This is a genomic window from Paraburkholderia phenazinium (genome assembly GCF_900142845.1).
GTDB lineage: Bacteria > Pseudomonadota > Gammaproteobacteria > Burkholderiales > Burkholderiaceae > Paraburkholderia > Paraburkholderia phenazinium_A.
In genome coordinates this window covers 3,287,485-3,311,180 of sequence record NZ_FSRU01000002.1, presented here as the reverse complement: position 1 = coordinate 3,311,180, position 23,696 = coordinate 3,287,485, and the positions used below count along the sequence as shown (strand labels likewise).

The following is a 23,696-nucleotide window of genomic DNA, read 5'->3' as shown; positions in this document are numbered from 1 at the left end:
GAGTTCGGCGTCATGCGCGGATGAGCCCACAGGCAGCGCGAACAGCTCATCCGCGCATTAAAGAATTACCGGGAGGCTCGTCCTCCCGTAGTGCATTGCAAGACCAGCCCCTTAAGAAGACACCCGTCGCGTGGTCGCGACCACGTATGGAGCTTTTTTCATGTCAACGATTTCCGGTACGACGTCGGGCACCACGTCCACTATCTCCTCGTCCGCAGCGGCAGCCGCCGCGGAAGCCGCAGCCCAATCCGCGCTGCAGGAAGCGGGACAGTCGCTGATCGCCGGCTCGACCGGCAACTCGACGCTGGACGTTCAGTCCATCGTGACCGCGCTCGTCAATGCGAAGGTCGCCGGTCAAACCGCTGCACTGACCGCCGAAGCAACCAACGACAACACCCAGATTTCCGCGATCGGCTCGCTGTCGGCCGCGCTGTCGTCGCTGCAGGTCGGACTCGCGCCGCTCTTTAACGGCCAGCTGCAGTCCACTTTCAGCGCGACCCTGAGCGGCACGGGCATCACCGCCAGCGCCGGAACCGGCGCGGTGGCGGGCTCGTATTCGATCAAAGTGACTCAGATCGCGCAGGCGCAGAGCATTTCCTCAGGTGCCTTCAGCACGACGCAGGCCGCAGGACTCGGCACCGGCAACCTGACCATCTCGGTGGGCGGCAAGTCGATGCAGCTTGCCGTGACTTCGTCGAACAACTCGCTGAGCGGCATCGCCGCGGCGATCAACAGTTCGAGCAGCAACCCCGGCGTCTCGGCCACTGTCGTCAGCGGCTCCGACGGGCAGCATTTGGTACTCAGCTCGACCACCACGGGCGCGGCCAATACGATCAGCGTGAACGTCAGCAACCTCGCGGGCGACAATGGGCTCTCGAGCCTCGGCGTCACCTCGACGGCAGGCAGCCCCGCGGGCGCCGCTTCGAGCATCGCGTCGAGCGGCACCATTGCATGGACTCAGAGCACGGCGGCCCAGGATGCCCAGTTCACGCTGAACGGCACCCCCGCAGACACCGGCAGCAACACGGTCACGACCGTGCTGCCCGGCGTAACGTTGAATCTGACCGCCGCGGCGATCCCGGCCGCCGGCTCCACCACGAGCGCGACCCAGCAACTGACGATCGCACCGGACACCACGACTCAGGTCAACGACATCGAGACCTTCGTGTCGGACTACAACGCCGTCGTGAGCACGATGAGCAGCCTGTCGTCGTTCAATTCGAGCGCGTCGGCCGGCTCGCAAGGCGGTCCGTTGCTGGGCGACTCGATGCTCAACCAGATCCAGACCACACTCGGCAACCTGGTAAGCGGCAGCGTTACCAGCGACGGGATCACGGCAACGCTCTCCTCGCTCGGCATTACGCTGCAATCGAACGGCCAGTTGTCGGTCGACACGACCACGCTCACCACCGCGGTACAGAGCAACCCGTCGGAAGTCGGCGCGCTGTTCAATTCGACCAACGGCGTTGCGCAGCAAATGAACACGGCTATCAACGCGTTCACGCAAACCGGCGGCATCATTGACATCCGCACCAACCAGCTCACGTCGGACCTGCAGAGCGTGACGACGCAGTCGACTGCGCTGACCGCGTATACGGCACAGTTGACCTCGCAGTACAACAACGAGTTCACCGCGCTGAATTCGCTGATGGCAACGACCAACAGCAACTCGCAATATCTGACGCAACTGTTCGGTGGTGCCAATAGCGCAGGCGCGCTGGCCAACGGCGGATCTTCATCCTGACAAGGAAGGCGGACATGACTCAAGAACGTGGCGCAATCAATCAGACCCAGCTCGTCGAGCAGGTGTACGAGTTGACGAAAGCGATCGAACAGGCCGCCCGCCTCGCCGACTGGCAACGCGCTGCGGACATCGCAGAGGAGCGCTCGCCGCTCCTGATGTCGATTACCGCGAAGCAGGAACCCGCCGCACTCGAGTTGATCCGCCGTATTCAGACTGTCGACCACACGACTTTGGCCGACGCGCGGCAATCGCGGGACGAACTGGAAACGGAATATCGCGCCGCGATGGAACGCACCAAGGCAGCCAGCCAATACCACCGCGTCGCGCGGTTCTAGGCTTCTCCGGCTTGCCGCACGCAAGCCGCCGCGTACCGCTTCATACAAAAACAACACGCTGAAATAGAGGCGTGCTCGTTCGACTCATGCCCGCTTCCCGCGGGCTTTTTTTTGCCCGCGCGGCCCCCGCACGCCCCGCCGACGGCCGAACAGCATGGGAATCCGGCCTTTACTCCCCGAATCGCCTGAAGCGCGAGTCGCTAGACTATTTGCAGCGTAGTGCGTCCGTGTTCAGCCCGGCCGCACGGCCTGGCAGTGCGTCCCCAAGGTTGGGCGCGTGCAGGCCACGTGCGCGGCGCTCGTGCCGCACTGCGCCTGGAACTTGGCCTCGCCGACGACGCAAGGTGCTGTCGTTGATGACGAGCGGTTCGCCTCTACGCTCTTCGTCCAAGCACACAAGGGAATACATGACTACCGATGCCGATCTGCACCATGCTGTGAGCCATCATCAGGCGCAACGGTTTCCAGAAGCGGAACAGCTCTATCGCGCCATTCTGTTGAGCGAGCCGGAGCACCCCGACGCCAATCACAACCTCGGGATTCTCACGCTGCAGACGCGAGAGATCTCGGAAGGACTGCCGTTTCTTAAGGCAGCCGTGGCGTCGTCACCCGAACGGGCCGAGTATTGGGCGGTCTACATCGAAGCACTGGTGCTGGCCGGGCAACTCGACGAAGCCCAACGTGTCCATGAGCAGGGCCTCCAGCAGGGCTTGTCGCTTGCACCAGTCAGCCCGCTTACGGCACCCGACTCGATTCCGGCCGACTCAATTCCGGCCGTCACGCCCCAGGACGAGCCAGGCGCCGGGGAGCTTTCGGCCCTCGCAGACGAATTCGTCGCAACCGTGGAAACGCTGTCTGCGAAAGGTCTGCACGATAGCGCAGAGGCCCTGGCGCGCCAGATGACGGAGACGTTTCCGGACCACGCCTACGGCTGGGTGATCCTCGTTCATGCTTATCTGCGACGCGGCGATCTGGCGGGCGCACTCGTACCGCTAGAGCAGGCCACGAACTTGCTGCCCCAAGACGCTGAATTACGGCGGCATCTGGGCGCGGCCGAGGCGATGCGCGACGCGCTGGCACTGGACGAACGCGGCGATTTTCGCGAAGCCGGCAAGCTCTATCAGGCGGTGCTCGGTGTCTACCCGGAACATCCGGACGCCAACCACAAGCTGGGCGTAATCGGCATCCGTATCCTCCAGCCTGACGCAGCCATTCCCTATCTTGAGCGTGCCTTGGGCAGCGATCCGAACCAGCTTCAGTACTGGGCCAATTACATCGACGCCCTGCTTCAATCGGGTCAGTTAAAAGCGGCGTGGATCGCGCTGGAAATGGCGCAACAGCGCGGCCTGGCCGGCCCCGCCATCGAGAAGCTGATCGGTATCATGACGGTAGTGTCCACCCAACCGACCAACAAGGTCGCACGCACGGAACTGCCTCAAGCGCCCAGTCCGAACCCGACGCAACCGGAAAAGTCCACGGATTCAGCCCCCAAAGCAGCGCGGCGCGGCGCTGTTACCGCCAAGCTCGACCAGGCGCAGATCAACGCCCTCGGCGCACTGTTCAACAACGGGCGCGTCGAAGAAGCGATAGTCAGTGCTCGCGAAATGACGCAAGACTTCCCGGATCAGGGCTTCGGCTGGAAAGTCCTGGTCGTTGCACTTCACCGCCTCGGGCGGTACGACGAAGCGCTCGAGCATCTGCCGAGCGCCCAGCGCATCTGGCCGAACGACATCGACGTGTTGCAGATCATGGCGAGCGTCCTCGAGTCGAAGGGGCGCCATGCCGAAGCGGAGGTTGCATGCCGTCGCCTGCTCGAACTAAGCCCCAACCGCGCAGAAGGTTTCCGGATTCTAAGTATCATCCTGCAGGCAACGGGCCGGCTAGACGAAGCCGAACAGACCGGCCGTCGCGCGATGGAACTTGACCCCAATTCCTCGTATGCTCCTTGCACGCTGGGTGTCACACTGATGCAGCAAGGCCGCCTGCTGGAAGGCATCGCAATGTTCCGCCGCGCCTTGGAAATCGACGAAAATTTCGAAATGGCCTACAACAACCTCGTGTTCTGCATGACGCACAGCGAGGAAAGCCCGCCTGCAGAGGTGTTTGCGGAATCCCGGCGTTTCGCCGAGCGCTTCGAAACTCCACTCAAGCCGAACTGGCCGCCGCACACCAACAGCCGCGATCCGGACCGAAAACTGCGGATCGGCTTCATTTCCGGAGACTTCTGCCGGCACGCGGTCGCAAGCTTTCTCGAGCCCGTTCTGACGCACCTCTCGGTCGACCCGAATCTCTCACTTCACGCCTACTCAAACACCTACCTCTACGATTCGACGAGCGAGCGATTGCGTGAACTGTTCGGCCAATGGCGCACCGTGGTGGGCGTGCCTGACGAGCAGATCGCCGAGATGGTTCGTGCCGACGGCATAGATATCCTGGTCGATCTGGCCGGCCACACGGCCCACAACCGGTTGCTCACCCTGGCTCGCAAACCGGCCCCCGTGCAGGCAACCTGGATCGGCTACCCGGGCACAACCGGCCTTGATGCCGTCGACTACTTTCTCGCTGATCGCCATTGGGTGCCGTCCGGACAGTTCAGCAGCCAGTTCACCGAGAAGATCGCCTATCTTCCGGCCGTCGCTCCCTTCGAAGCGGACAAACTGTGCCCGCCGGTCAATGGGCTGCCCGCGTTGCGTAACGGTTACATCACTTTCGGCAGCTTCAACCGGATGGACAAGCTGCGCCGCGATGTGATTGCCCTGTGGGCTCGCGTGCTGCGCGAAGTCCCCAATTCACGCATGGTGATCGGTGCGATGCCGCGCGACGGCAGCCTCGGCGAACTGGTGGAATGGTTTGCCGAGGAAGGCATCGTCCGCGAACGACTCGACTTCCACGCCCGCTCCAGCGTGCCGGTTTATCTTCAGACACATCACCACGTCGACTTTTGCCTCGACAGCTTCCCCTTTTCCGGGCTCACAACCGCGCTCCATTCGCTCTGGATGGGTGTGCCGACGCTGACGCTGCCTGGGCAAACGGTGCCGGGCCGAAGCGGCCTGACGGCCATGTCCCATGTCGGGCTCGAAGCGTTTGTAGCTCACGACCCAGACGATTACGTGCGCAGGGCAGCGCATCTCGCAACCGACCTGCAATCTCTCGCTGCGCTGCGTGCAAACATGCGCGCGCGCTGCGAACGCTCGCCGATGTTCCGTGCCGATGTCGTCGCCGACAGCGTCACACGGGCGCTGCGGACAATGTGGCGCCGCTGGTGCGAAGGCCTGCCGGCAGAATCGTTCGAGGTGCCCGAGGTAGCCGAAGAAGTATCGGCGTAAGCGCGCTGCCAGAGTGAAAAACCCATCGGCTTAAACCGCGGCAACAGGCGATTTAAGCTGATGTGCAGATGCACGAACGCCGCTGATTGAATGAACCTGAATGCAAATGGCCGGCCCTAGGGCCGGCCATTTGCATAGGTGTTGCCGCGAACGAAGCGGCGCCGTAGCCCTGAGGAACGCGTAGGCTAGACCGGATCGGTCCCGGTCATCGGAGCAAATTTACGGGTGTGCACGCCGCGTTCGAAAACGACCATGCTGTCGTAGAAGTGCATCGACGTCGTTGTCTTCGAGAACTCGCTGACCGGCACAACACCCAGCGTATGGTCGGCGTTCAGTTCATCGATAAGGCATTTGGCCATCTCAATGAAGGAGCCCTCGCGCGCGAAGCCACCTTCATACTCCGGCCAATACGCCGTATGCAGGTCCTCGACCAGATACACGCCGTTCTTGGGCAGCTTCAGATATAGGTAACGGAACGTCGCAGCGATATGGCTCATCACGTGGCTGCCGTCGTCGATCACGATATCCGGTGGCCCGAACTCGTCCAGTACGCTCTGAAGAAACGCCGGATCCTGCTGGCCGCCGATACGGACCGAGATCTGGTCTTCTTCGTAGTTCTTGCAGCGCGGCTCGATATCGATCCCGACGATCGTCGCGTGCGGGCCGAAGTATCGCTTCCACATTTGCAGCGAACCACCGCGGCCGCAGCCGATTTCCAGCACGGTCACCGTCTTGTTGACCCAGTTCTGAAAGTGCCGCTCATAAACCGGGAAGTAGTGCTTCCACTTATGCACGACCTTCATCTGGTTTTGCAAAAAATCCGCGTAAAGATTCACGCCTTCTCCTTGATCTGTTTTGGACTGCAAAATTGAGGTGATTGATGATTCCGTGATTCAGCAGGCTCCGCTCGTTGTCGCAGTTCGCCTCAGGCCGCTCGCGCCGCAACGTCGGGTACCGCACGCAGCACATACTGCAACGGGAGCGCGTCCTGCACCGCCGCGTTGACGTCCGCCTGGGCCGCGGTCGCCATCGCCTTGATAATCGGCAAAAAGGTCTCGCGTTGTGGCTCGTCAAAGATGCGCGCCATGCCATCCTCGACGCGGAAACCGGACTGAGTGAACATTTCGAGCATGGTCACGCGCGAAAACCAGCGTAAGTGGGTTCGGTCGAACAGGCCCGAATCTTCATAGCGGACATCGCCGCAACTCAGGCGCGCCTGAACGCTCCAATGCTGCATGTTCGGAATGCACGTCACAATGTGACCCGTATCGCCCATCGCCGCCCGAATTTTCCGAAGGAGCAGCCACGGGTCTTTCAGGTGCTCGAGAACGTCACCAAATACCCAGCAATCAGCTGCAAGTTCGGAGCGCAGCACATACTCGTCGACCGCCTCAATGTCGAACGCCATGACCTCATCGCAGTGGGCACGTGCGGCCTCGGCGTATGCCGGAACCAGTTCGATGCCGATATAGTGAACGTTGGGGTTGAGCCTCTTGTACTCGCGCGCGAGTGCGCCGGAACTGCAACCTACCTCGACCACTCTGCGCGCGTTGGTCGGCATAAGCTTCAGCAGATCAGGGTTATGCGCCTGATGAATCGGGGTCTGTTCCATATCTGTCCTACCGTTGATCGTGAGACGGTCCGCTCAGAGTGCGAGCCGCGCACAGGGATTAGCTTGTGTACTTTCGCAAGTACCGCTGATAAGCCTCCTGCCAGGCGGGCGAGCCGAACGCCCCGCCACTTTCGTGGACGACGCTGAGCGGCCACGTCCCCATCTTCAATCCCTTTTGTTCAGCCTGGCGGCAGAAGTCCATATCGTAGAAATGGAATGCGAATTGTTCGTCAAACTTGATGCCTGCCTCGTTTAGGCGGGCGCTATCACCGGCAAGCAACAGGCCGTCAAGCAGCTTGCACTCCTGGCCGGACGCGCCGAAGACCGAGATCGTGTCGCATGGAAAACCCTTGCCGTGCCCCACCACCCCGCTGAGATGCTCCGGCTTGTCCCAAGTGAACTGCGGATCGACGAACGCCCAGCCAGGCTGAGCGGGTACACGTCGCCGGTTGCCCGCGAGGCCAACCACATCGAAGCTCTGAACCGCTTCGCGGATGGTGCCAGGCCAGAAGAAATCGCAAAAGTGGACGTCGTCGTGAACGAAAATGAGGATGGCGGGATCCGCCTTTGATCGTTCGATGGCGATGTTGTAGATGGTCGAAAGGCCCGCCTTGTTCTCTGGAAACAGAAGAATCTGGGGTTGGGGCTGGAACCGGACCAGGGAAAGCGACCGCCCCAAGGCGGTCTTTTGCAGAAACTCGTCGCGTGAAGCGCGTGTGCCGCAAACGATTCGAATTGGCTTCATGACGACATAAGTACTAGATGCACAAATTCCTCGTCTGCTGAGGAGTCCGCGCTGGCCTGAGGTCCAAATGGCAGTCAACGAAGTTCCCTCGGGCTCTTAAGCTCAGACTCGAGCAGCCACGGACGAACATCGTGATTGCGTCATGCTACCGGCGTGGCCGGTATTCAATTTGCCGATCAAGCTCGATAAATGACCGTTATTCGGTTCGCATTCGCCGGTCGCAGCGATCGCCCACTGGGCGACACATTGCCCTGCTTACCCCTCCGGGCGTCCCTTATCGTGCCGACTCCGTCACCGCCAGGCACTCCCCACCTGCACATAGAACGCGTTCTGCCCTGGCCCGTGCGCGACGTCAATTCCCATCGTCACGCGTGCCGCTTGCGGTCCAGTCCATCGCCGCGCTCCCTTCAGATGACGTAACAATGCCCCAGGTCCCATTACTGGAACGTCGCATTGACCGACAACTCGACCGCATTCCCCTTCGGCCGGTTGCTGACGTTGAATTCATTCACCCAACGCAACGTCGCGCCTACCGGCGTCTTGCTGATCTTGCCGTTCCACGTGACGATCGGACCAATCCCCACCGCGTGCCCTTGAGCACCGCCCACAATGTCCGCGAGACCGCCGCTGTCATGGCCGAGTTGCTGGATATAGCCGCCCACCACACCCGCGCCCCAACCCTCGCCAAAGCGTTTGAGCGCCAGCAGATCGAGCACGCTGAGCGGCGCGTTGTGATACTGCGTCTGGTTGTTGGCGGTGTAGAACTCGACGCCGTAGTTCAGCGACAGTTCGATGTTCTGCTTCGGCAGCAGCTTCGTGTAGGCGAAGGTCGGCGTGAAGGTCCACGTGTTCTGTCCGGCATTGGCGAGGCGGTCCGTGTTGTAGGCGCCGGTCGGCGCGTAGATCTGCACGCTCAACGCGATATGGTCGGTCTTGGTCAGGTGGTAGCCGGCCACCACCGGCGTGAAGAAGATATCGGCGAACTGCGTGGCGTGGTCGTCCGGCAGGCGGCCATGAAACGACGACACGTCGGTGTACTGCAGCGGCACGCCAAACGACGACGCAAAATTCCAGCCGCCCGCTGTGATACCCCATGTCTTGATTGCGTTCACGATGTTGTACGAGATGTGGTAATCGAGACCCGCCGTGACTTTCCCGGCAATCGGCAGCGTCTTGCTCGCGCCGAGCGAGCCCTCGTAGTAAATCGAGGTGATCGACACGATCCAGTCGTCGGTGGGCGGCACAATGCCCGCATACGGGGCGATCTGCATGCCGGTAATCGGGCGCCCCACGCCACCTTCCGTCGCCAGCGCATGCGGCGAGAGCGCCATGCCGGTGGCCGCGACGAACGCGCCGGCGGAAAGCCGGGCCGCGACGGAATGGCCTCGGAACAAGCTGCGAAGTTCATTCATAGCGATCCTCACCAATTGATTCCTCGCCCGTTGCGGCGAGGAAGGTTATACGCCTTGCTATCCACTACCGTGTGTCCCGCACGACCGGCGGCGGCGTCCACGTGCCGTCCAGCGCAGGTTGTTCCGGCCAGTAAGCCCGCACGTAGAGCGAAAAGTCTTCGTTGGCCGGCGCCGGCAACCAGTTGTCGGTCTTGTCGGCGTCGGGCGCCGCGCTCTGCACATAGAGCGTCAACGAGCCGTCGTCGTTGTACTTCAGCGTCTTGTTCTTGGTGCCGAGCGAATAGCGCTTCTGCTCGTTCGGCGAAAAGAAGTGATGCGCGTTGTACAGGGTCAAGGACCAGAAACCCTTGACCGGCGGCAACTGTCCCTTCGGAAAGGTCACCGTATAGCGCTGCGCGCCGTTGAGACGCTGGCCCGAAGCGTCGGCGTCGGCATAGAAGTACTTCGTCTCGTTCGGCTTGTTGACGAAGATGTTGGACTTCGCCACCGCTGTACGCGTGAAGTAGTCGGTGCCGAATTCCGCGCCGTTGCTGATGGTGTTCCAGTGGGCCGGCAACGGCTTGCCGAACGTGTTGAAGTCGAACAGCGGCGTGACCAGATGGGCATCGGTTTGCGCCGCCTCGTCCACGATGGCGGCCTTGATCGCAGGATCTTTCTGCGCGGCGGCCAGCAGCGCGCGCGCCTGGGCGTACAGCGCCTCTTCGCCGGGCTGCGGTGGCGTCTGATCGAGCACCGCAGGCAGCTCGTCCCAGAACTTGTCGGGGTCCACCCATTTGATTTCGGCGGCGCTGGTTTCACCCGAACCGAAACTCGGCAGCTTCGACCAGTCGGTCACCTTCACCTTGCCGTCGAACTCGGACAACGGATACAGGCCGATCTTGCCAATGACCGTTTGCACGGCCGCCCGGTCTTCCGGCGTGTCGTCCATGAACACGCGCGGAATGAAACTGCCCACCGCCGTGGCCGAGCGGAACACCTGGCGAATGCCCTTCGGCACCTGGCCATGCCAGTCCGGCCCGACGAACAGATAGAAGCCCGGCCTGGTTCCGTAGAGCTTGCCGAGACTGGCGAACCCGTCGGTGCGCAGATCGACGGCCTGGTAGACCCAGAAGCGGTTGCCGAAATCCGGCACCTGCACGACCACTGGCGTCTGGTTCAGATCGAAGATGGCCGAGCCGTACACCACGTCCTGGTTCGGGCACGCCACGAAACGCTCCTGCGGCTCGATATAGTCGTGCAGCATCGAGAGATGATTGGGCGGCGCCACCGGCACGATGCCGCCGTTCAGGCCCGGCTGCGGCACCTGCCTCATCGCCAGCAAGCGGTTGTAGACGTTGACCATCGGCCACGCCCAGAAATAGGTCTGGCGCGCCACCAGCCGGGCGTACGCTTCGGAGACGGCGTAGCCAGGCACTGGGCCGGGTATCGATTGCGCCGTCGCTGTGCCCACCTGGGCCGTGGGCGCCCTCGCCAGAATCGGGCTCGCGAGGGATGCGAGCACAGCGGCCGTGACCCACGTTGCGGTTTTCTTATTCATGTCGGGCTCCGACTCGTCCATTGGGGGTCATCGCTTTTGCGGCACCGGGAAGGTCCAACTGCCGTTGAAGACCGAAGCGTCCGGGCCGTAAATGCGCGCAATCACGTCGTAGGCGCCTTCCGGAGCGGGCAGCCAGTTGGATTCCTTGTCGGCGCCAGGTGAGTTGTGCTGAACGTAGATATCCAGCGAGCCGTCGGCGCCGTACTTGATACCCTTGGTGCGGTCGCCGATCGAGTAGCGATGGATCGGATTCGCCACCAGATGACGGGCCGGCAGGTCGTACATCGTCATCGACCAGAAGAACTTCGCGGGCGGCAGGTCTTTCTTGTCGAAGTGGATGACGTACGGTTGCGAGCCCACCAGTTGCTCGTGGTCCGCGTTGATTCGCGTGCCGACGTACACCGCTTCTTCCTTGGTGTTGCCGTAGATCCCCATCGCGGCGGCGACTGCCCGTTTCATGTAATCGCCGTTCAGATCCTGACGGCTACCGAACAGGTCGTAAGAACTGGTGGTGTGCTTCTCCGCGTCGGCAAGCGCCGCTTTGCCGTCCGCGACGCCCTGTTCGATGGCCTCGCGCGTCGCCGCCGGCAGCGCGGCGGGATCGAAGGCCGCACCCGGCGCAATGCCGATCTTCGCGAAGCGCTGCATCAGCTCCGTTTCGGAGGGCGCCGTGGGCTGCGTGAACTGCAGCAGAAAGTTCAGGTACGCGATGAAATCGATCGAGGTGGCCTTCGCTTCGTCCCACTTCGGGAACGCGACCTTGGCGACCGGCGGCGGCGCGCTGCTGTGTTCAAACGCGGACAGCGGCGTGAGCCGGTACTGCTTCTGGATTGCCTCTACGTCCTTCACATCGGACGGGCCGCTGAGCGCGGTGCGCCCCAGCGTGAGGATGATGTCGGTCTCGGAGCGGAATACCTTGTCGATGCCCTTCGGCGTATCGCCGTGCCAGTTGGGACCGGCAAACAGGTAGTGGCCCGCGCCGTTGCCGGTAGTCCGCGAGCCGACGTAGGCGAAGTTGTACGTGAACAGATCGATCCACTGGAACACGTAGTAGCGGTCGTTCTTCACCGCCGGCACGGTCAGCACCCACGGCTCGCGACGCAGATCGAGCCAGGCCCACGAGTACGGCGTGTCGTTGTTGGGCGTGACGATATCCTTGTTCTCGGGACCGTAGGGATGCGAGTAGTTGCGGAATTTGCCGAAGCCGCCTACGTACGACTTCGAGCCGGGATCCTCCGCCTGCTCATACAGCGTCTTGTAGTTGAACAGCATCGGATAGGCGTAGATGTACGCGTCTTTGGCGATGGCGCGGGCTTCGTCCGGCGCGGCGCTCACCGTGGCCGCCGGCGTACTCGCCTGGGCGCCGGCGTACTGTTGCGGCAGCATCGCGAGCGTGAGTCCTAGTGATATCCCGCCAAGGCGCAGGAGCGTAGAAAGATTCATAGGGTGGTCTCTCGGGTTAGATTCGTCACTTGCCGAACGTCATGTTCAGACCGGCAAAAATGGTGACTTGCGGTACGCCGGCGCCCGAGTGGGCGACCGAATACTGCGGTTCGATGAACGCGTTGTAGATGGTCGAGCCGCTCTTCCACGCCTTGCCCCCGCCGAGCCCGACGGGGATGTAGTAGGTGCCGTGCTGCAGGTCGAAGGTCCAGATACCGGTGGAGCGGATGTACCAGCCGCCGGGCAGATTGAAGATGGCGAACGGCTGGGCCGTGAGCGACTGGGTGGTCGGCCGCTCGCTTTGGCCGGCAAACGAGTGCTGCCACTGCACCAGCGCGCCGAGCAGATGCGCCGGGGTGGCATTGACGGCCACCGCCGCCAGACCGCCCTGCCATTTGCCGGTGCCGAGACTTGGGTCGGTGGCGGTGGGCATGGTGATCAACGGGCCGACGCCGATCTGCACCTCCGACTGCGAGAGCAGGAAGATGTCGAACAGGTTGATGTCGCCGAGCCCCGTGTTGTAGCCGCCGCTCGGGTCCGGGCGGGTGCTGATCGGCACGGTGGCGCGGAAAATCTGCGGCACGCCGATCGGGCCGATAGGCCCCACCGGAACGGTCGGCCGCAGCAGCAGGTCGTTCGTATGACCGCTGACGCCGAACAGGCTCGGAGTGTAGTAATCCTGGAGGTTGAACGACGGCGCCAGATTCAGCGGGTTATTGCTCTTGTTGGCATCGTCTGCCGAAGCCTGCGCATAAGCGGCTGACGAGAACACCGCCGCGCACGCCACCGCACTCGCTCCAAGGGATCGCTTCATGGCCATGTAGATTTCCCAGGTTCTCGCGTTATTAATAGGCGAGCGCATTCCTTTGCACAGCGCAAACAGAAGATCGTCTAATAACGCAATCAGTTGATTAATACTGGTGCGAATTCATACTGCCCGCTATCACCGAATGTGGCGGGGAAATCCTGAAACGCGAATATTGATGGCTCAATTGGCGCCGGGTATGAAGTGCGCTGTTATGGAGTTCGACGGCAGAACCCCGGGGCTGGCATGGACGCTCCTCGTATAGGACAGGACGCCGCACAGGACTATGTCTGTACGGCAGTTAAAGGTCGCGGTGAATCACTGTCATCCTTGCAAAATACTAGCAAACGTTTTCTGAAATCACAGAGATAAATTTGTAACACGACAGAAAAGCCGATTTTTCGATGCTTATTGAACGGACATTCTGTCGGATAAATCTGTTTTTGAAATGCCGATGGTTTTTTTATCGAATTGATGCAGATAAATAAACAATTGCGCGTGGTTAGCGCGGAGCTGCGTGGCGCAGAGTGGATGCGCGATGGTCCCGCAGCGCATCCCGGCGCCGCAATACGAACCACAATGCGAACCGGACGCCGCGGCGGGTGCCCGCCATCTCCCATCCGCATCGCAAACCGTTAAACAAACGCGCCGAATGTGATATCTAGTAAGCGCGAATCGAAATGGCGGCGCACGACGGGCCGCACCACATCACACACTAACGAGGCTTTCATGATTGGCTGGATGCGCAGATGCTGGACCGGGTTGACCGTAGTCGTTCTCTGCGCCTGCACAAGCACACCCCATGCGGGCTCGGCGCAAGCCGCCCGCCCGGCCCGCGCGCCGTCCGGCAATTCAACCATGGCGTCGTGGAACGACACGCCGGCGGAGCGCTCGATTATCGACTTCGTCACCCGCGTCACGACGCCGGAATCGAAAGACTTCGTGCCGCGCGCCGAACGGATTGCGGTATTCAATCTGGACGGCACGCTGTGGGTCGAGCAGCCCGCCTCCGTGCAACTCGTCTTCACGCTGCAACGGGTGAAGACGCTGGCGCCGCATCATCCGGAATGGAAACGCCAGGAGCCGTTCCGCTCCATCCTGCGCGGCAATCTGAAGGGCGTCGCCAGCAGCGGCGATGCGGGCGCCATGAAACTGCTCGCCGCGACCCATGCCGGGCTGACGACGGACAGCTTCGCGTCGATCGTGCACGACTGGTTCGACACGGCGAGCGACCCGCGCTTCAACCGGCCGTACACGAGTCTCGCGTATCAGCCGATGGTCGACCTGCTCGCCTATCTGCGCGCCAATGGTTTCAAGACCTACATCGTGGCGCCCGAGAGCGTCGAATTCATCCGCGCGATTTCGCAGCGCATGTATGGCGTGCCGTCTGATGAAGTGATCGGCAGCACGGTCCGGTATCAGTATGGACTGGTGAACGGCGTGGCCTCGCTTACCCGGACCGCGCAGATCGATACGATCAACGAAGGCACGCTGAAGCCGCAAACCATCCAGGCGGTGATCGGCCGGCGGCCGCTGATGGCGTTCGGCAGTTCGGACGACGACCTGCCGATGCTCGAATGGACCACCTCCGGTGACGGCCCGCGCTTTGCCGCCCTCGTGCATCACACCGACGCGCAGCGCGAGTATGCGTACGACCGCACCGCCCGCAGCGGCAAGCTGGATAAGGGACTGGAAGAGGCGAACGTGAAGGGCTGGCTGATCGTCGACATGAAGGACGATTGGCGCACGGTGTTCAAGGGCGAAACGGACGGCGCGGCGGCGGCGGCGGCGGCGGCGGCGGGGAAATAAACCGCGCGGCGCAGCGGCATGGAAGCGGCCGCTCGTCTCGTCTCGTCTCGTCTCGTCTCGGCGAGCGTGCCTTACTCGAATGCCGGATCGATCGGCACGCGGTATCCCACTGCCAGGCGGTTGGTCTCGTTAGCCATCCCGACCACCGCCATCAGTTCGCCGAACATCTCATCGGTCATGCCCGCGCGCCGGGCAGCGGCCGTATGGCTCGCGACACAGTAGCCGCAGTTGTTGGTCACGCTCACCGCCACATACAGCAGTTCCTTGACGAGCGGGTCGAGCGCGCCGGGCGACATCACGTCCTTGAGACTGTCCCATGTGCGCGCCAGGGTCGGCGGGTGTTGGGCGATGAACTTCCAGAAGTTGTTGACGTCGGGGACGCCGCGCGTGCTCTTGATGTCGTCGTACACCGCTTTGACTTCCGGTGCGGCGTCCTTGTATTCGATGGGCTTCAGGCTGCTCATGGGTTCGTGGTCCGCTATCAGGTTGGCAGGCCTTCAGACTACAGGATTCCCTGCCCGACATGGACGATGGAGCGGGCCGAGCCGGGCCGGGAGTTTGCCACGCCCAGCCCGGATGCCTCTAGCCACCTGGGATCGCAAACCCGCTCAGATGTGCAGCGCGTGACCCAGTGCACGCAGCGCCGCTTCCTGGACCGCTTCGCCCAAGGTCGGATGCGCGTGAATGGTCCCGGCGATGTCCTCCAGACGCGCGCCCATCTCCATGGACTGCGAAAACGCCGCGGCCAGTTCCGACACTCCGCGACCCACCGCCTGCCAACCGACGATCAGATGATTGTCGCGACGCGCCACGACGCGAACGAAGCCGTCGGTTGCCTCGAGCGTCATCGCGCGGCCGTTTGCAGCGAACGGGAACGACGCGCTCACGCAGTCGAGGTCCGCGGCTTCGGCTTCGATTGGCGACATCCCAGCCGTCACGATCTCGGGATCGGTGAAGCACACCGCCGGGATCGCCGCGGGCACAAAGCGGCGCTCTTTGCCCGCAATGATTTCCGCGACCATCTCGCCTTGCGCCATCGCCCGGTGGGCAAGCATCGGTTCGCCGGCCAGATCGCCGATCGCCCACACGTCGCGCATCGACGTGCGGCATTGATCGTCGACACGCAACGCGGCACCGTTGCGGTCGAGCTGGAGAGTCTCAAGCCCCCATCCCTGAGTGCGAGGACGGCGGCCAACCGCCACCAGCACCTGATCGGCCGGTAGCGCTTTCTCGCTGCCGTCGCGGTCCTGTACACGCACGGCCTCACCGTCCGCGCTGAGACCCAGCACCTTGTGCCCCAGCAGCACCCCTACGCCCTTTTTCGCCAGCGCATCCGCCACCGGTCTGACGAGTTCGGCATCGTAGGCGGGCAGGATGCGGTCCTGCGCCTCGACGACCGTCACCTCCGCACCGAGCTTGCGATACACCGTGCCCAGCTCCAGCCCGATATAGCCGGCCCCCACCACGACGAGCCGCTTCGGCAGCGTCTTCGGCGACAAGGCCTCGGTGGACGACACCACCTTGCCGCCGAACGGCATCGACGGTAAGGCGGTGGGTTCGGAGCCGGCGGCCAGCAGCAGGTGTTCGCAGTGGATGCGCACACGCTCGCCCTCGTTCTGCCCTTGGCCGCTTGCGGTGACTTCGACAGTCTTGCCGTCGATCACGCGCGCGTCGCCCTTCACGACCTTGACGCCGTGCTTCTTGAGAAGCGCCCCCACGCCGCGGGTCAGCTTCTGCACGATGCCGTCTTTCCAGGCCACCGTGCGCGCGATGTCGATCTCCGGCGCGCCGACCCGAATGCCGAGCGGCGATGCTTCGGCGTACTGGAGAGTTTTGTCGAATTCCTCGGCGACGTGAATCAGCGCCTTGGACGGAATGCAGCCAATGTTCAGGCACGTGCCGCCCAGTTGCTCGCGTTCGACCAGCACGGTGGGAATGCCCAACTGCCCCGCGCGAATCGCGGCGACATAGCCGCCCGGCCCGCCGCCGATGACCAGCAGGCTGGTATGTTCGATCTGGCTCATGCTCACTCCACGAAAAGCAGGGCGGGCTGCTCCAGCAGCACTCGAACCGCCTGGATGAATTCGGCGGCATCCATGCCGTCGACCACCCGATGATCGAACGACGACGACAGGTTCATCATCTTCCGCGCCACCACGGCGCCTTGACGGATCATGGGACGTTCGACCATCCGGTTGACGCCCACAATGCCCACTTCAGGATGATTGATGACCGGCGTCGAGACGATCCCGCCGAGCGCACCCAGGCTGGAAATCGTAATGGTCGAGCCCGTCAGTTCATCGCGGCTCGCCTTGCCGCTGCGCACGGCTTCGGCGAGACGCACGATCTCGGCCGCCATCGACCAGACGTCGCGTGCTTCGGCATGGCGCAGCACCGGCACAGTGAGACCCGCGTCGGTCTGCGTCGCGACGCCCACGTGCACCGCACCATAGCGGGTGACCACGCCGGCTTCGTCGTCGAAGCGCGCGTTGATCTGCGGGAAATCGCGCAGCGCGATCACCATGGCGCGGATCAGCAGCGGCAGCATCGTCAGGCGGCCACGCGTTTCGGCCCAGCGCTGGTTCAGTTGCGTGCGCAGGTCTTCGAGTTCGGTGACGTCGATCTCTTCGACGTAGCTGAAATGCGGAATGCGGCGCTTCGCCTCCTGCATCTTGCGGGCGATAGCGCGGCGCATGCCGATCACCGGCACCGCTGTTTCGTCGAGACGTTCGACGTAACCCGAGCGGGCTTGCGTCGTCGGGGAGGATGCGTTGCCGCGAGTCTGCGCGTACGCGTCGAGGTCTGCATGGGTGATGCGGCCGGCCTCGCCGGAGCCGTGGACGAAGCGCAGCTCGACGCCCATGTCCCAGGCGCGCTGGCGGACGGCGGGTGAGGCGAGCGGGCGTTCGTCGGGCTGACGCACTGCCGAGGGCAGACGTGCAGCGGGTGTGGGTGAGCTGCGCGACGTATGGGCTGCTGAAGACGCTTGCGGCGCGAGACCTGCTGCCCCTTCATTCGCCGGCGCTGCGGCATGCGTTCCGTTGTGGCCGTTCGTGCCGCCACTAACGCCGTTCGTACCGCGCCCTTCGTTTGCGACTGCCGGCGCGTGTCCGCCAACACCTGGCTTGAGATTCCCCTCGCCCTCCACCTCCAGCCGGATCAACTCGCTGCCCACCGCCAGCACTTCCCCGACCTTGCCGCCAAGCGCAATCACCTTGCCCGCGACCGGCGATGGAATCTCGACTGCGGCCTTGTCCGTCATCACGTCCGCGAGCGGCCCGTCTTCCTTGACGATCTGGCCCACTTCCACGTGCCAGGCGCCGAGTTCCACTTCTGCAATGCCTTCACCGATATCCGGCATTTTGATTACATGCACACCCATTTCAGGCCTCCATCACGCGTCGTAGTGCTTCCCCAACCCGGCGCGGGCCGGGGAAATAGGCCCATTCCTGCGCATGCGGATACGGCGTGTCCCAGCCGGTGACCCGCTCGATCGGCGCTTCCAGGTGATAGAAACAATGCTCCTGCACGAGCGACACCAACTCCGCGCCGTAACCGCAGGTGCGGGTCGCCTCGTGCACGACCACGCAGCGCCGGGTCTTGCGCACCGACTTGACGATGGTCTCGAGATCGAGCGGCCAGAGGGTGCGCAGGTCGATCACTTCGGCATCGATGCCGGTTTCTTCCGCCGCCGCGAGCGACACGTGGACGGTGGTCCCGTAGGTGAGCACCGTCACCGCATTGCCCGGACGCACGACCGCCGCCGAATCGAGCGGTACGGTGTAGTAACCCTCGGGCACGGCGTTCGACGGATGCTTCGCCCATGACGTCACCGGCCGTTCGTGATGGCCGTCGAACGGGCCGTTATAGAGGCGCTTCGGTTCGAGGAAGATCACCGGATCGTCGTTCTCGATGCTGGCGATCAGGAGTCCTTTGGCGTCGTACGGATTCGACGGCATCACCGTGCGCAGTCCGCAGACCTGCGTGAACATCGCCTCGGGGCTCTGACTGTGAGTCTGGCCGCCGTAGATGCCGCCGCCGCATGGCATGCGAATCGTCAGGGGTGCGATGAATTGTCCCGCGGAGCGATAGCGCAAGCGCGCGCCTTCCGACACGATCTGGTCCGACGCCGGGTAGAAGTAGTCGGCAAACTGGATCTCGCACACCGGACGCAGACCGTACGCGCCCATCCCGACTGCGGCGCCGACAATACCGCCTTCGGAGATCGGCGCGTCGAACACGCGCGAGGTGCCGTATTTCGCCTGCAGGCCCTCGGTGCAGCGAAATACGCCGCCGAAATAGCCCACGTCCTGACCGAACACCACGACGTTGTCGTCGCGTCCGAGCATCACGTCCATCGCCGAGCGCAGCGCCTGGATCATCGTCATCGGCGTGGTGGCCGTGCTCGTCTCATGGATAGGATCGAATTCCGCCATGGTCACACTCCTAGTTCTTGCCGCTGACGGCGCAGGTGTTCCGGCATCTCTTTGTAGACATCGTCGAACATGCTGGCGGCGCTCGGAATGCGCTCGTCGTTCAGCGTGCCGTGCTGTTCGGCTTCCTTCTGGGCCGCGATGATCTCGGCTTCCAGCGACGCCACCAACCCGTCGTGCGCCTGATCCGACCAGATGCCCTTCACGTTGAGGTACTGCCGGAAGCGCGCGATCGGGTCGCCGAGCGGGAAATCGGTCCAGTCGTCGCCGGGACGGTATTTGGACGGATCGTCGGAAGTCGAGTGCGCGCCTGCGCGATACGTGACCCATTCGATCAGCGTCGGCCCGAGATTGCGGCGCGCGCGCTCCGCGGCCCACTGCGAGGCCGCGTACACCGCGAGATAGTCGTTACCGTCGACGCGCAGCGAGGCGATGCCGCAGCCGACGCCGCGTCCCGCGAAGGTCGCACCCTCGCCACCCGCGATGGCCTGGAAGGTCGAGATTGCCCACTGGTTGTTAACCACGTTCAGGATGACCGGGGCGCGGTAGACGTGCGCGAAGGTGAGCGCGGTGTGGAAGTCGGACTCGGCGGTGGCGCCGTCGCCGATCCACGCCGAGGCGATCTTCGTATCGCCCTTGATGGCCGAGGCCATCGCCCAGCCCACCGCCTGGATGAACTGCGTCGCGAGGTTGCCGGAGATCGAGAAGAAGCCGGCCTCGCGGTCGGAATACATCACCGGTAGCTGACGGCCTTTGAGCGGATCGGCTTCGTTGGACATCAACTGGCACATCATGCCCACCAGCGGCACCTCGCGCGCCATCAGGATGCTCTGCTGGCGGTAGGTGGGAAAGCACATGTCGTCGCGCCGCAGGGCCATGGCCTGGGCCGCGCCGATCGCCTCTTCACCGAGGCTCAACATGTAGAAGGAGATCTTTTTCTGGCGCTGGGCGATCTGCATGCGCGCATCGAAGATGCGCGTCTTGAGCATGGCCCGCATGCCGGCCAGCAATTGCTCGTCAGTGAGATCCGGGGCCCAGGGGCCGACGGCGCGGCCTTCGTCGTCGAGAACGCGGACGAGGCTGTGGGCGAGGTCGCTGGTGTCGATGGCGCTGACGTCGATGGGCGGTTTGCGCACCGATCCGGCGGGGGATAGATGTAGATAGGAAAAGTCGGTTCTGCAGCCTGGGCGCCCGGTGGGCTCCGGCACATGCAGACGCAACGGCTCATACAAGCTCATTGTGTTGTCTCCACGCTTGATTGTGTCTCACGCTGTTAGGCAGCTTGCCGGGGTAGCCGGGTGGGTGCCAAAGCCGGCGCGCGCTGGTAGCGCGCGCTGGTCTCTTAAGAGTGTAGGCCAATCTGCCAGCGGGGTTCGATGTCCAAGTCGCTCAATTGGGGTGATCTGGTTTGCCATGCTGTGTGCCTTGGACGGGCGGATTTTGTGCAATGCGGCGGAGTTGCTGGCCGGGTTGCTGGGGTCCGGCGGCGGATGCTGGCGCGGGTTCTGCTGTGATAATCTCGATTGGGATGGCTTTGCCATCATTCGAGCCTGTGGGTTTCCCTTTGCGAATTCACGCGTTCTGACCGTTCCATGGATTCGCCAGTGAACGCGTGGAACGAATCAGCACTTTTCCTTGCGTACCTTCGGGCTGTAAAAGCTGGAGGCGTACACCGCTATGACAGTCAATACCCTTCCCGATCCCGTTGCCTCGTTAGGCAGCTTCCTTCGCGATCGCCGGTCGCGCCTGCAACCTAGGGCGGATGCCCAAGGGCGGCGTCGGACGCCTGGGCTCAGGCGTGAGGAAGTGGCCATGCGGGCGAATGTCAGTGTTGCCTGGTACACGTGGCTCGAACAGGGACGTGGCGGGCCGCCTTCGGATGAGGTGCTGGAGCGGCTGGCCCGGGCGCTGGAGCTGGATGCGGCTGGGCGGGAGATGCTGTTTCTGCTTGCTCAGCGGCGGCCGCCGCTGCCGCTTTATCCGGAGGTGTCGCCTGCGGTTACGCCCGTCCTGCAACGCGTGCTGGATGGGCTGCGTACCAGTCCCGCAATTGTGAAGACACCTACCTGGGATGTTGTGGCCTGGAATGCTGCCGCGGCTGCCGTGCTGACCGATTATGCCGCGCTGCCCGTTCGTGAGCGGAATGTGCTTCGGCTTCTCTTTGGCAATAAAACCGCTCGTGGGTCGCAGGAGAATTGGGAGGAAAGTGCGCGGCTTGCGGTGGGGGTGTTTCGGATCGATGTCGCGCGGGTGGGTGGGGATCCTGAAGCGGCGGCGCTTGCTGCGGAGTTACAGGAATCCAGTGCGGAGTTTCGGCGGCTCTACGCCGAGAACGAAGTGCATAGCCTTTGGGGTGGCGTTAAGCACTTTCGGCATCCGATTGCCGGGGTGCTTACGCTTGAGTATTCCGCTTTTGCGGTTAGCGGGGCGGAGGGGTTGAGTATGGTGGTGTTTTCGCCGGTATCGGTAGCGGATGAGCGGGCTATTGAGGGGTTGGTGGCGCGGAGGGTTGCAGTGGAAAATACCGCCGCGTAGACAGAGAGTGCAGAGAGTGCCCGTGCGCTGGACGAGTCGTCGCGTGCCACGTCGTCTCATGGCTACGAACCGCTCGACTCGCCCCCCATTGAGTCGCGCACGCGCGATTCAGCCTGGCGGGCCCGCGCCGGGAATGTCGAAGCTCACGAAGGTCGATATGATGAATTTGTCTTCGGAAAGTGGAATCTCGCCGCAGTGGGCGTGCGTCCAGAACGGAGGAAAGAAGACCCCATCCCCGGCCAAGGGCTTCAATTTCAGTCCCTGCCTCAGGAAGCTCGTTTCCCCGCCCTCCTCCACCGTATTCAAATAGAGCACCATCGACAATTGCCGCGCCCACGTGCCGGGCCCGATAGCGTCGAAGTGCCATTTGAATTGCCCCTCGCCTTTCGTGTAGTGCTGGATTTTGTAGCCCGTCCAGCAAAGCGGCCACAATTGCAAGGCCTCCACTTCCTCGACGATCCGGCGCAACGCTTCTTTGACTGCCGCGTTCACTTCCGCGTAGGCCTCCTGCCAGACATCCGAGTCGCGGATCACCAGGTCGGTGCTGACCTTGATGTCTTCCTGCACCTCTTTTTCGCCAAGTCCGCGCAGCACTCTCCCGGTTTGCTTGCGAGCGTCCTTTTCATAAAGCGACAGGATCGTCTGGCAAGTCTCCTTTGGCAGCATGTTCTCGACGTATGAGACCCCATCCTTAAAAAAATGTAGATTCATCCTTTCTTTCCTTCCACTCCTTCAGGTCGCCGCGCGTGATGGCTGGTGTCGCCTGTTCTATTTCGACGAGGCGGGTTTTTGCGGCTCGCCGCCCGTTCAGTGTAGCTGGTTGGGGTGTCGATCGCTGGTCGATAACGGCGGCTCATAGGGCCGCTTTAGTCACCGCAGAGGTGCAGTGGGCTGATCAGCCCTGATCGGCAGAGTTGTAACTCCAGATCACGAGTCCCCAGTTCGTCGACTTGATCTCAGGAAACCTCTCCCCCGCCTTGAAATAGCGCCGCCCCTCCTCGCTGCCGAGCGCCGGGCTGATCCACCAGCCGCTCTGCGGTACAACCTCGCCGGGATTGCCCTTCAATCTCGACGAGGTGGCCGGCTGCACGGATTCGCTCGAACCAGACACGACGGGGCACCATGCGACAGCGTCCCGATTCTCCGTACTGCTCGCGGCAACCGCCCGGCGGGCTTCCGGCGTATCGTCGAACCGCGTCCGGTATGTGGTCTCGCCCTGCAGCACGTCACCGAACGTGCCGCCAAGAAACCGCACACCCGTCAGGTCCACGCCCCTGAAGTCAACCCCGCTCAGATCGCAATTTTCGAACGTGGCATCGATCAGCCGTGCGCCCTCGAACCGGGTTGCCGTCAGTCTGCACTCGACGAAACGGGCCGCCACGAAATCGCATCGCGTCGTCGTGTTCCAGCGCCACTCGCTCCGCTCGGCCAGCACGCCGGAAAAATTGCATGCAGTGAGCTCAGAAGAATTCACACTTGCGTCGGACATCGTCACACCGGAAAGATCGCTATTGCTCAACCGCGCATACTCGATGAACGATTGCCGGAGTCTCGCATGGCGAAAATCAGCGCCGCTACCGTAGACCGGAAGCATCTGCGCCAGATGGAACGTGCATTCCTTGAACGAGGCGCCGTCCAGGATCGCATGTTGAAAACCGACTTCATCGAACTCTGTCGCATCGAACACGGCAAAGTCGAGATGGCTGTAGCTTAGGTCCAGGTTTTCGAGCTTACCGCCCGGCAACGACAGCCCGCGAAGGTCGATAGCCGGTGACCCATCCAGCGGGTGTAGCAAGGAGTCGCTCAAAGGCACCCATTCGTCCTCTGGTAACGCACCCTTGAGCGCGTCGAGCAGGTCCTTGTACTTCCCGATGTTCCATCGATCACGCAATTCCCGCAGATCGGCGTCGTTCGTCAGCATGCAATGTCTCTGGGCAAATATGTGATTACCTTGGCAGTT

Annotated in this window: 19 protein-coding genes; 5 read left to right on the top strand and 14 right to left on the bottom strand. The window is 62.7% G+C overall.

The window, feature by feature from the left end; translation table 11 throughout:
• The first annotated feature begins 160 nt into the window (after positions 1-160).
• From fliD to BUS12_RS31820, 3 genes are all read left to right on the top strand, one after another.
• Positions 161-1,744 (top strand): flagellar filament capping protein FliD, encoded by a 1,584-nt coding sequence (gene fliD, locus BUS12_RS31835; RefSeq protein WP_074301279.1) that lies wholly within the window; start codon positions 161-163, stop codon positions 1,742-1,744.
• Between the two features lie 14 nt (positions 1,745-1,758).
• The gene (gene fliT, locus BUS12_RS31830; RefSeq protein ID WP_074301278.1) at positions 1,759-2,079 is read left to right on the top strand and encodes a flagellar protein FliT; all 321 of its coding nucleotides are present in this window, start codon (positions 1,759-1,761) and stop codon (positions 2,077-2,079) included.
• Between the two features lie 86 nt (positions 2,080-2,165).
• Positions 2,166-5,405: an O-linked N-acetylglucosamine transferase family protein gene (locus BUS12_RS31820; RefSeq protein WP_083640696.1), complete on the top strand. Its 3,240-nt coding sequence runs from the start codon at positions 2,166-2,168 to the stop codon at positions 5,403-5,405.
• Between the two features lie 185 nt (positions 5,406-5,590).
• Here the strand turns inward: BUS12_RS31820 and BUS12_RS31815 are convergent, their stop codons facing one another.
• The 7 genes from BUS12_RS31815 to BUS12_RS31785 form a co-directional block, all read right to left on the bottom strand.
• A complete protein-coding gene (locus tag BUS12_RS31815) occupies positions 5,591-6,241 on the bottom strand; it encodes a class I SAM-dependent methyltransferase (protein WP_216352740.1) in 651 nt (216 codons plus the stop codon).
• An 89-nt stretch (positions 6,242-6,330) separates the two neighbouring features.
• Entirely contained in the window at positions 6,331-7,017 is a 687-nt protein-coding gene (locus BUS12_RS31810) for a class I SAM-dependent methyltransferase (RefSeq protein WP_074301277.1), read from the bottom strand.
• A 58-nt stretch (positions 7,018-7,075) separates the two neighbouring features.
• Positions 7,076-7,762 carry a glycosyltransferase family protein gene (locus BUS12_RS31805; protein WP_074301276.1) on the bottom strand — a complete coding sequence of 229 codons (687 nt, stop codon included), beginning with the start codon at positions 7,760-7,762 and terminating at the stop codon, positions 7,076-7,078.
• Between the two features lie 437 nt (positions 7,763-8,199).
• A complete protein-coding gene (locus BUS12_RS31800; RefSeq protein ID WP_083640695.1) occupies positions 8,200-9,174 on the bottom strand; it encodes a SphA family protein in 975 nt (324 codons plus the stop codon).
• Positions 9,175-9,238: 64 nt separating this feature from the next.
• On the bottom strand, positions 9,239-10,711 hold the full coding sequence (locus BUS12_RS31795) for a DUF1254 domain-containing protein (protein WP_074301275.1): 1,473 nt from the start codon (positions 10,709-10,711) through the stop codon (positions 9,239-9,241).
• 27 nt (positions 10,712-10,738) lie between these two features.
• The gene (locus tag BUS12_RS31790; RefSeq protein ID WP_253190239.1) at positions 10,739-12,154 is read right to left on the bottom strand and encodes a DUF1254 domain-containing protein; all 1,416 of its coding nucleotides are present in this window, start codon (positions 12,152-12,154) and stop codon (positions 10,739-10,741) included.
• Positions 12,155-12,179: 25 nt separating this feature from the next.
• Positions 12,180-12,968, bottom strand: coding sequence for a hypothetical protein (locus tag BUS12_RS31785; RefSeq protein ID WP_074301810.1), 789 nt, complete (start codon positions 12,966-12,968; stop codon positions 12,180-12,182).
• Between the two features lie 720 nt (positions 12,969-13,688).
• Here BUS12_RS31785 and BUS12_RS31780 point away from each other — a divergent pair.
• Positions 13,689-14,768, top strand: coding sequence for an HAD family hydrolase (locus BUS12_RS31780; RefSeq protein WP_074301273.1), 1,080 nt, complete (start codon positions 13,689-13,691; stop codon positions 14,766-14,768).
• 71 nt (positions 14,769-14,839) lie between these two features.
• Here BUS12_RS31780 and BUS12_RS31775 read toward each other — a convergent pair whose 3' ends face one another.
• The 5 genes from BUS12_RS31775 to BUS12_RS31755 form a co-directional block, all read right to left on the bottom strand.
• A complete protein-coding gene (locus BUS12_RS31775) occupies positions 14,840-15,232 on the bottom strand; it encodes a carboxymuconolactone decarboxylase family protein (RefSeq protein WP_074301272.1) in 393 nt (130 codons plus the stop codon).
• 144 nt (positions 15,233-15,376) lie between these two features.
• The gene (gene lpdA / locus BUS12_RS31770; protein WP_074301271.1) at positions 15,377-16,792 is read right to left on the bottom strand and encodes a dihydrolipoyl dehydrogenase; all 1,416 of its coding nucleotides are present in this window, start codon (positions 16,790-16,792) and stop codon (positions 15,377-15,379) included.
• Positions 16,793-16,794: 2 nt separating this feature from the next.
• Positions 16,795-18,150, bottom strand: coding sequence for a dihydrolipoamide acetyltransferase family protein (locus BUS12_RS31765; RefSeq protein WP_074301270.1), 1,356 nt, complete (start codon positions 18,148-18,150; stop codon positions 16,795-16,797).
• A gap of 1 nt (position 18,151) precedes the next feature.
• Positions 18,152-19,204 carry an alpha-ketoacid dehydrogenase subunit beta gene (locus BUS12_RS31760; RefSeq protein ID WP_074301269.1) on the bottom strand — a complete coding sequence of 351 codons (1,053 nt, stop codon included), beginning with the start codon at positions 19,202-19,204 and terminating at the stop codon, positions 18,152-18,154.
• 2 nt (positions 19,205-19,206) lie between these two features.
• Positions 19,207-20,439 (bottom strand): 3-methyl-2-oxobutanoate dehydrogenase (2-methylpropanoyl-transferring) subunit alpha, encoded by a 1,233-nt coding sequence (locus BUS12_RS31755; RefSeq protein WP_074301268.1) that lies wholly within the window; start codon positions 20,437-20,439, stop codon positions 19,207-19,209.
• A gap of 439 nt (positions 20,440-20,878) precedes the next feature.
• Between BUS12_RS31755 and BUS12_RS31750 the strand changes: the two genes are divergently transcribed.
• Positions 20,879-21,736, top strand: coding sequence for a helix-turn-helix transcriptional regulator (locus tag BUS12_RS31750; protein ID WP_074301267.1), 858 nt, complete (start codon positions 20,879-20,881; stop codon positions 21,734-21,736).
• Positions 21,737-21,844: 108 nt separating this feature from the next.
• Here BUS12_RS31750 and BUS12_RS31745 read toward each other — a convergent pair whose 3' ends face one another.
• Together BUS12_RS31745 and BUS12_RS37945 are read right to left on the bottom strand one after the other, a co-directional pair.
• Entirely contained in the window at positions 21,845-22,447 is a 603-nt protein-coding gene (locus BUS12_RS31745) for a 2OG-Fe(II) oxygenase family protein (RefSeq protein WP_074301266.1), read from the bottom strand.
• A gap of 184 nt (positions 22,448-22,631) precedes the next feature.
• Positions 22,632-23,657, bottom strand: coding sequence for a pentapeptide repeat-containing protein (locus tag BUS12_RS37945; protein ID WP_083640694.1), 1,026 nt, complete (start codon positions 23,655-23,657; stop codon positions 22,632-22,634).
• Positions 23,658-23,696: the final 39 nt, after the last annotated feature.

Excerpts from the sequence above, each read along its gene's own strand:
- BUS12_RS31765 (WP_074301270.1), bottom strand. The coding sequence starts at position 18,150 with ATGGGTGTGCATGTAATCAAAATGCCGGATATCGGTGAAGGCATTGCA.
- lpdA (WP_074301271.1), bottom strand. The coding sequence starts at position 16,792 with ATGAGCCAGATCGAACATACCAGCCTGCTGGTCATCGGCGGCGGGCCG.
- BUS12_RS31760 (WP_074301269.1), bottom strand. The coding sequence starts at position 19,204 with ATGGCGGAATTCGATCCTATCCATGAGACGAGCACGGCCACCACGCCG.
- BUS12_RS31795 (WP_074301275.1), bottom strand. The coding sequence starts at position 10,711 with ATGAATAAGAAAACCGCAACGTGGGTCACGGCCGCTGTGCTCGCATCC.
- BUS12_RS31800 (WP_083640695.1), bottom strand. The coding sequence starts at position 9,174 with ATGAATGAACTTCGCAGCTTGTTCCGAGGCCATTCCGTCGCGGCCCGG.
- BUS12_RS31785 (WP_074301810.1), bottom strand. The coding sequence starts at position 12,968 with ATGAAGCGATCCCTTGGAGCGAGTGCGGTGGCGTGCGCGGCGGTGTTC.
- fliD (WP_074301279.1), top strand. The coding sequence starts at position 161 with ATGTCAACGATTTCCGGTACGACGTCGGGCACCACGTCCACTATCTCC.
- BUS12_RS31790 (WP_253190239.1), bottom strand. The coding sequence starts at position 12,154 with ATGAATCTTTCTACGCTCCTGCGCCTTGGCGGGATATCACTAGGACTC.
- BUS12_RS31805 (WP_074301276.1), bottom strand. The coding sequence starts at position 7,762 with ATGAAGCCAATTCGAATCGTTTGCGGCACACGCGCTTCACGCGACGAG.
- fliT (WP_074301278.1), top strand. The coding sequence starts at position 1,759 with ATGACTCAAGAACGTGGCGCAATCAATCAGACCCAGCTCGTCGAGCAG.
- BUS12_RS37945 (WP_083640694.1), bottom strand. The coding sequence starts at position 23,657 with ATGCTGACGAACGACGCCGATCTGCGGGAATTGCGTGATCGATGGAAC.
- BUS12_RS31755 (WP_074301268.1), bottom strand. The coding sequence starts at position 20,439 with ATGAGCTTGTATGAGCCGTTGCGTCTGCATGTGCCGGAGCCCACCGGG.
- BUS12_RS31780 (WP_074301273.1), top strand. The coding sequence starts at position 13,689 with ATGATTGGCTGGATGCGCAGATGCTGGACCGGGTTGACCGTAGTCGTT.
- BUS12_RS31810 (WP_074301277.1), bottom strand. The coding sequence starts at position 7,017 with ATGGAACAGACCCCGATTCATCAGGCGCATAACCCTGATCTGCTGAAG.
- BUS12_RS31745 (WP_074301266.1), bottom strand. The coding sequence starts at position 22,447 with ATGAATCTACATTTTTTTAAGGATGGGGTCTCATACGTCGAGAACATG.
- BUS12_RS31775 (WP_074301272.1), bottom strand. The coding sequence starts at position 15,232 with ATGAGCAGCCTGAAGCCCATCGAATACAAGGACGCCGCACCGGAAGTC.
- BUS12_RS31820 (WP_083640696.1), top strand. The coding sequence starts at position 2,166 with ATGCCCGCTTCCCGCGGGCTTTTTTTTGCCCGCGCGGCCCCCGCACGC.
- BUS12_RS31750 (WP_074301267.1), top strand. The coding sequence starts at position 20,879 with ATGACAGTCAATACCCTTCCCGATCCCGTTGCCTCGTTAGGCAGCTTC.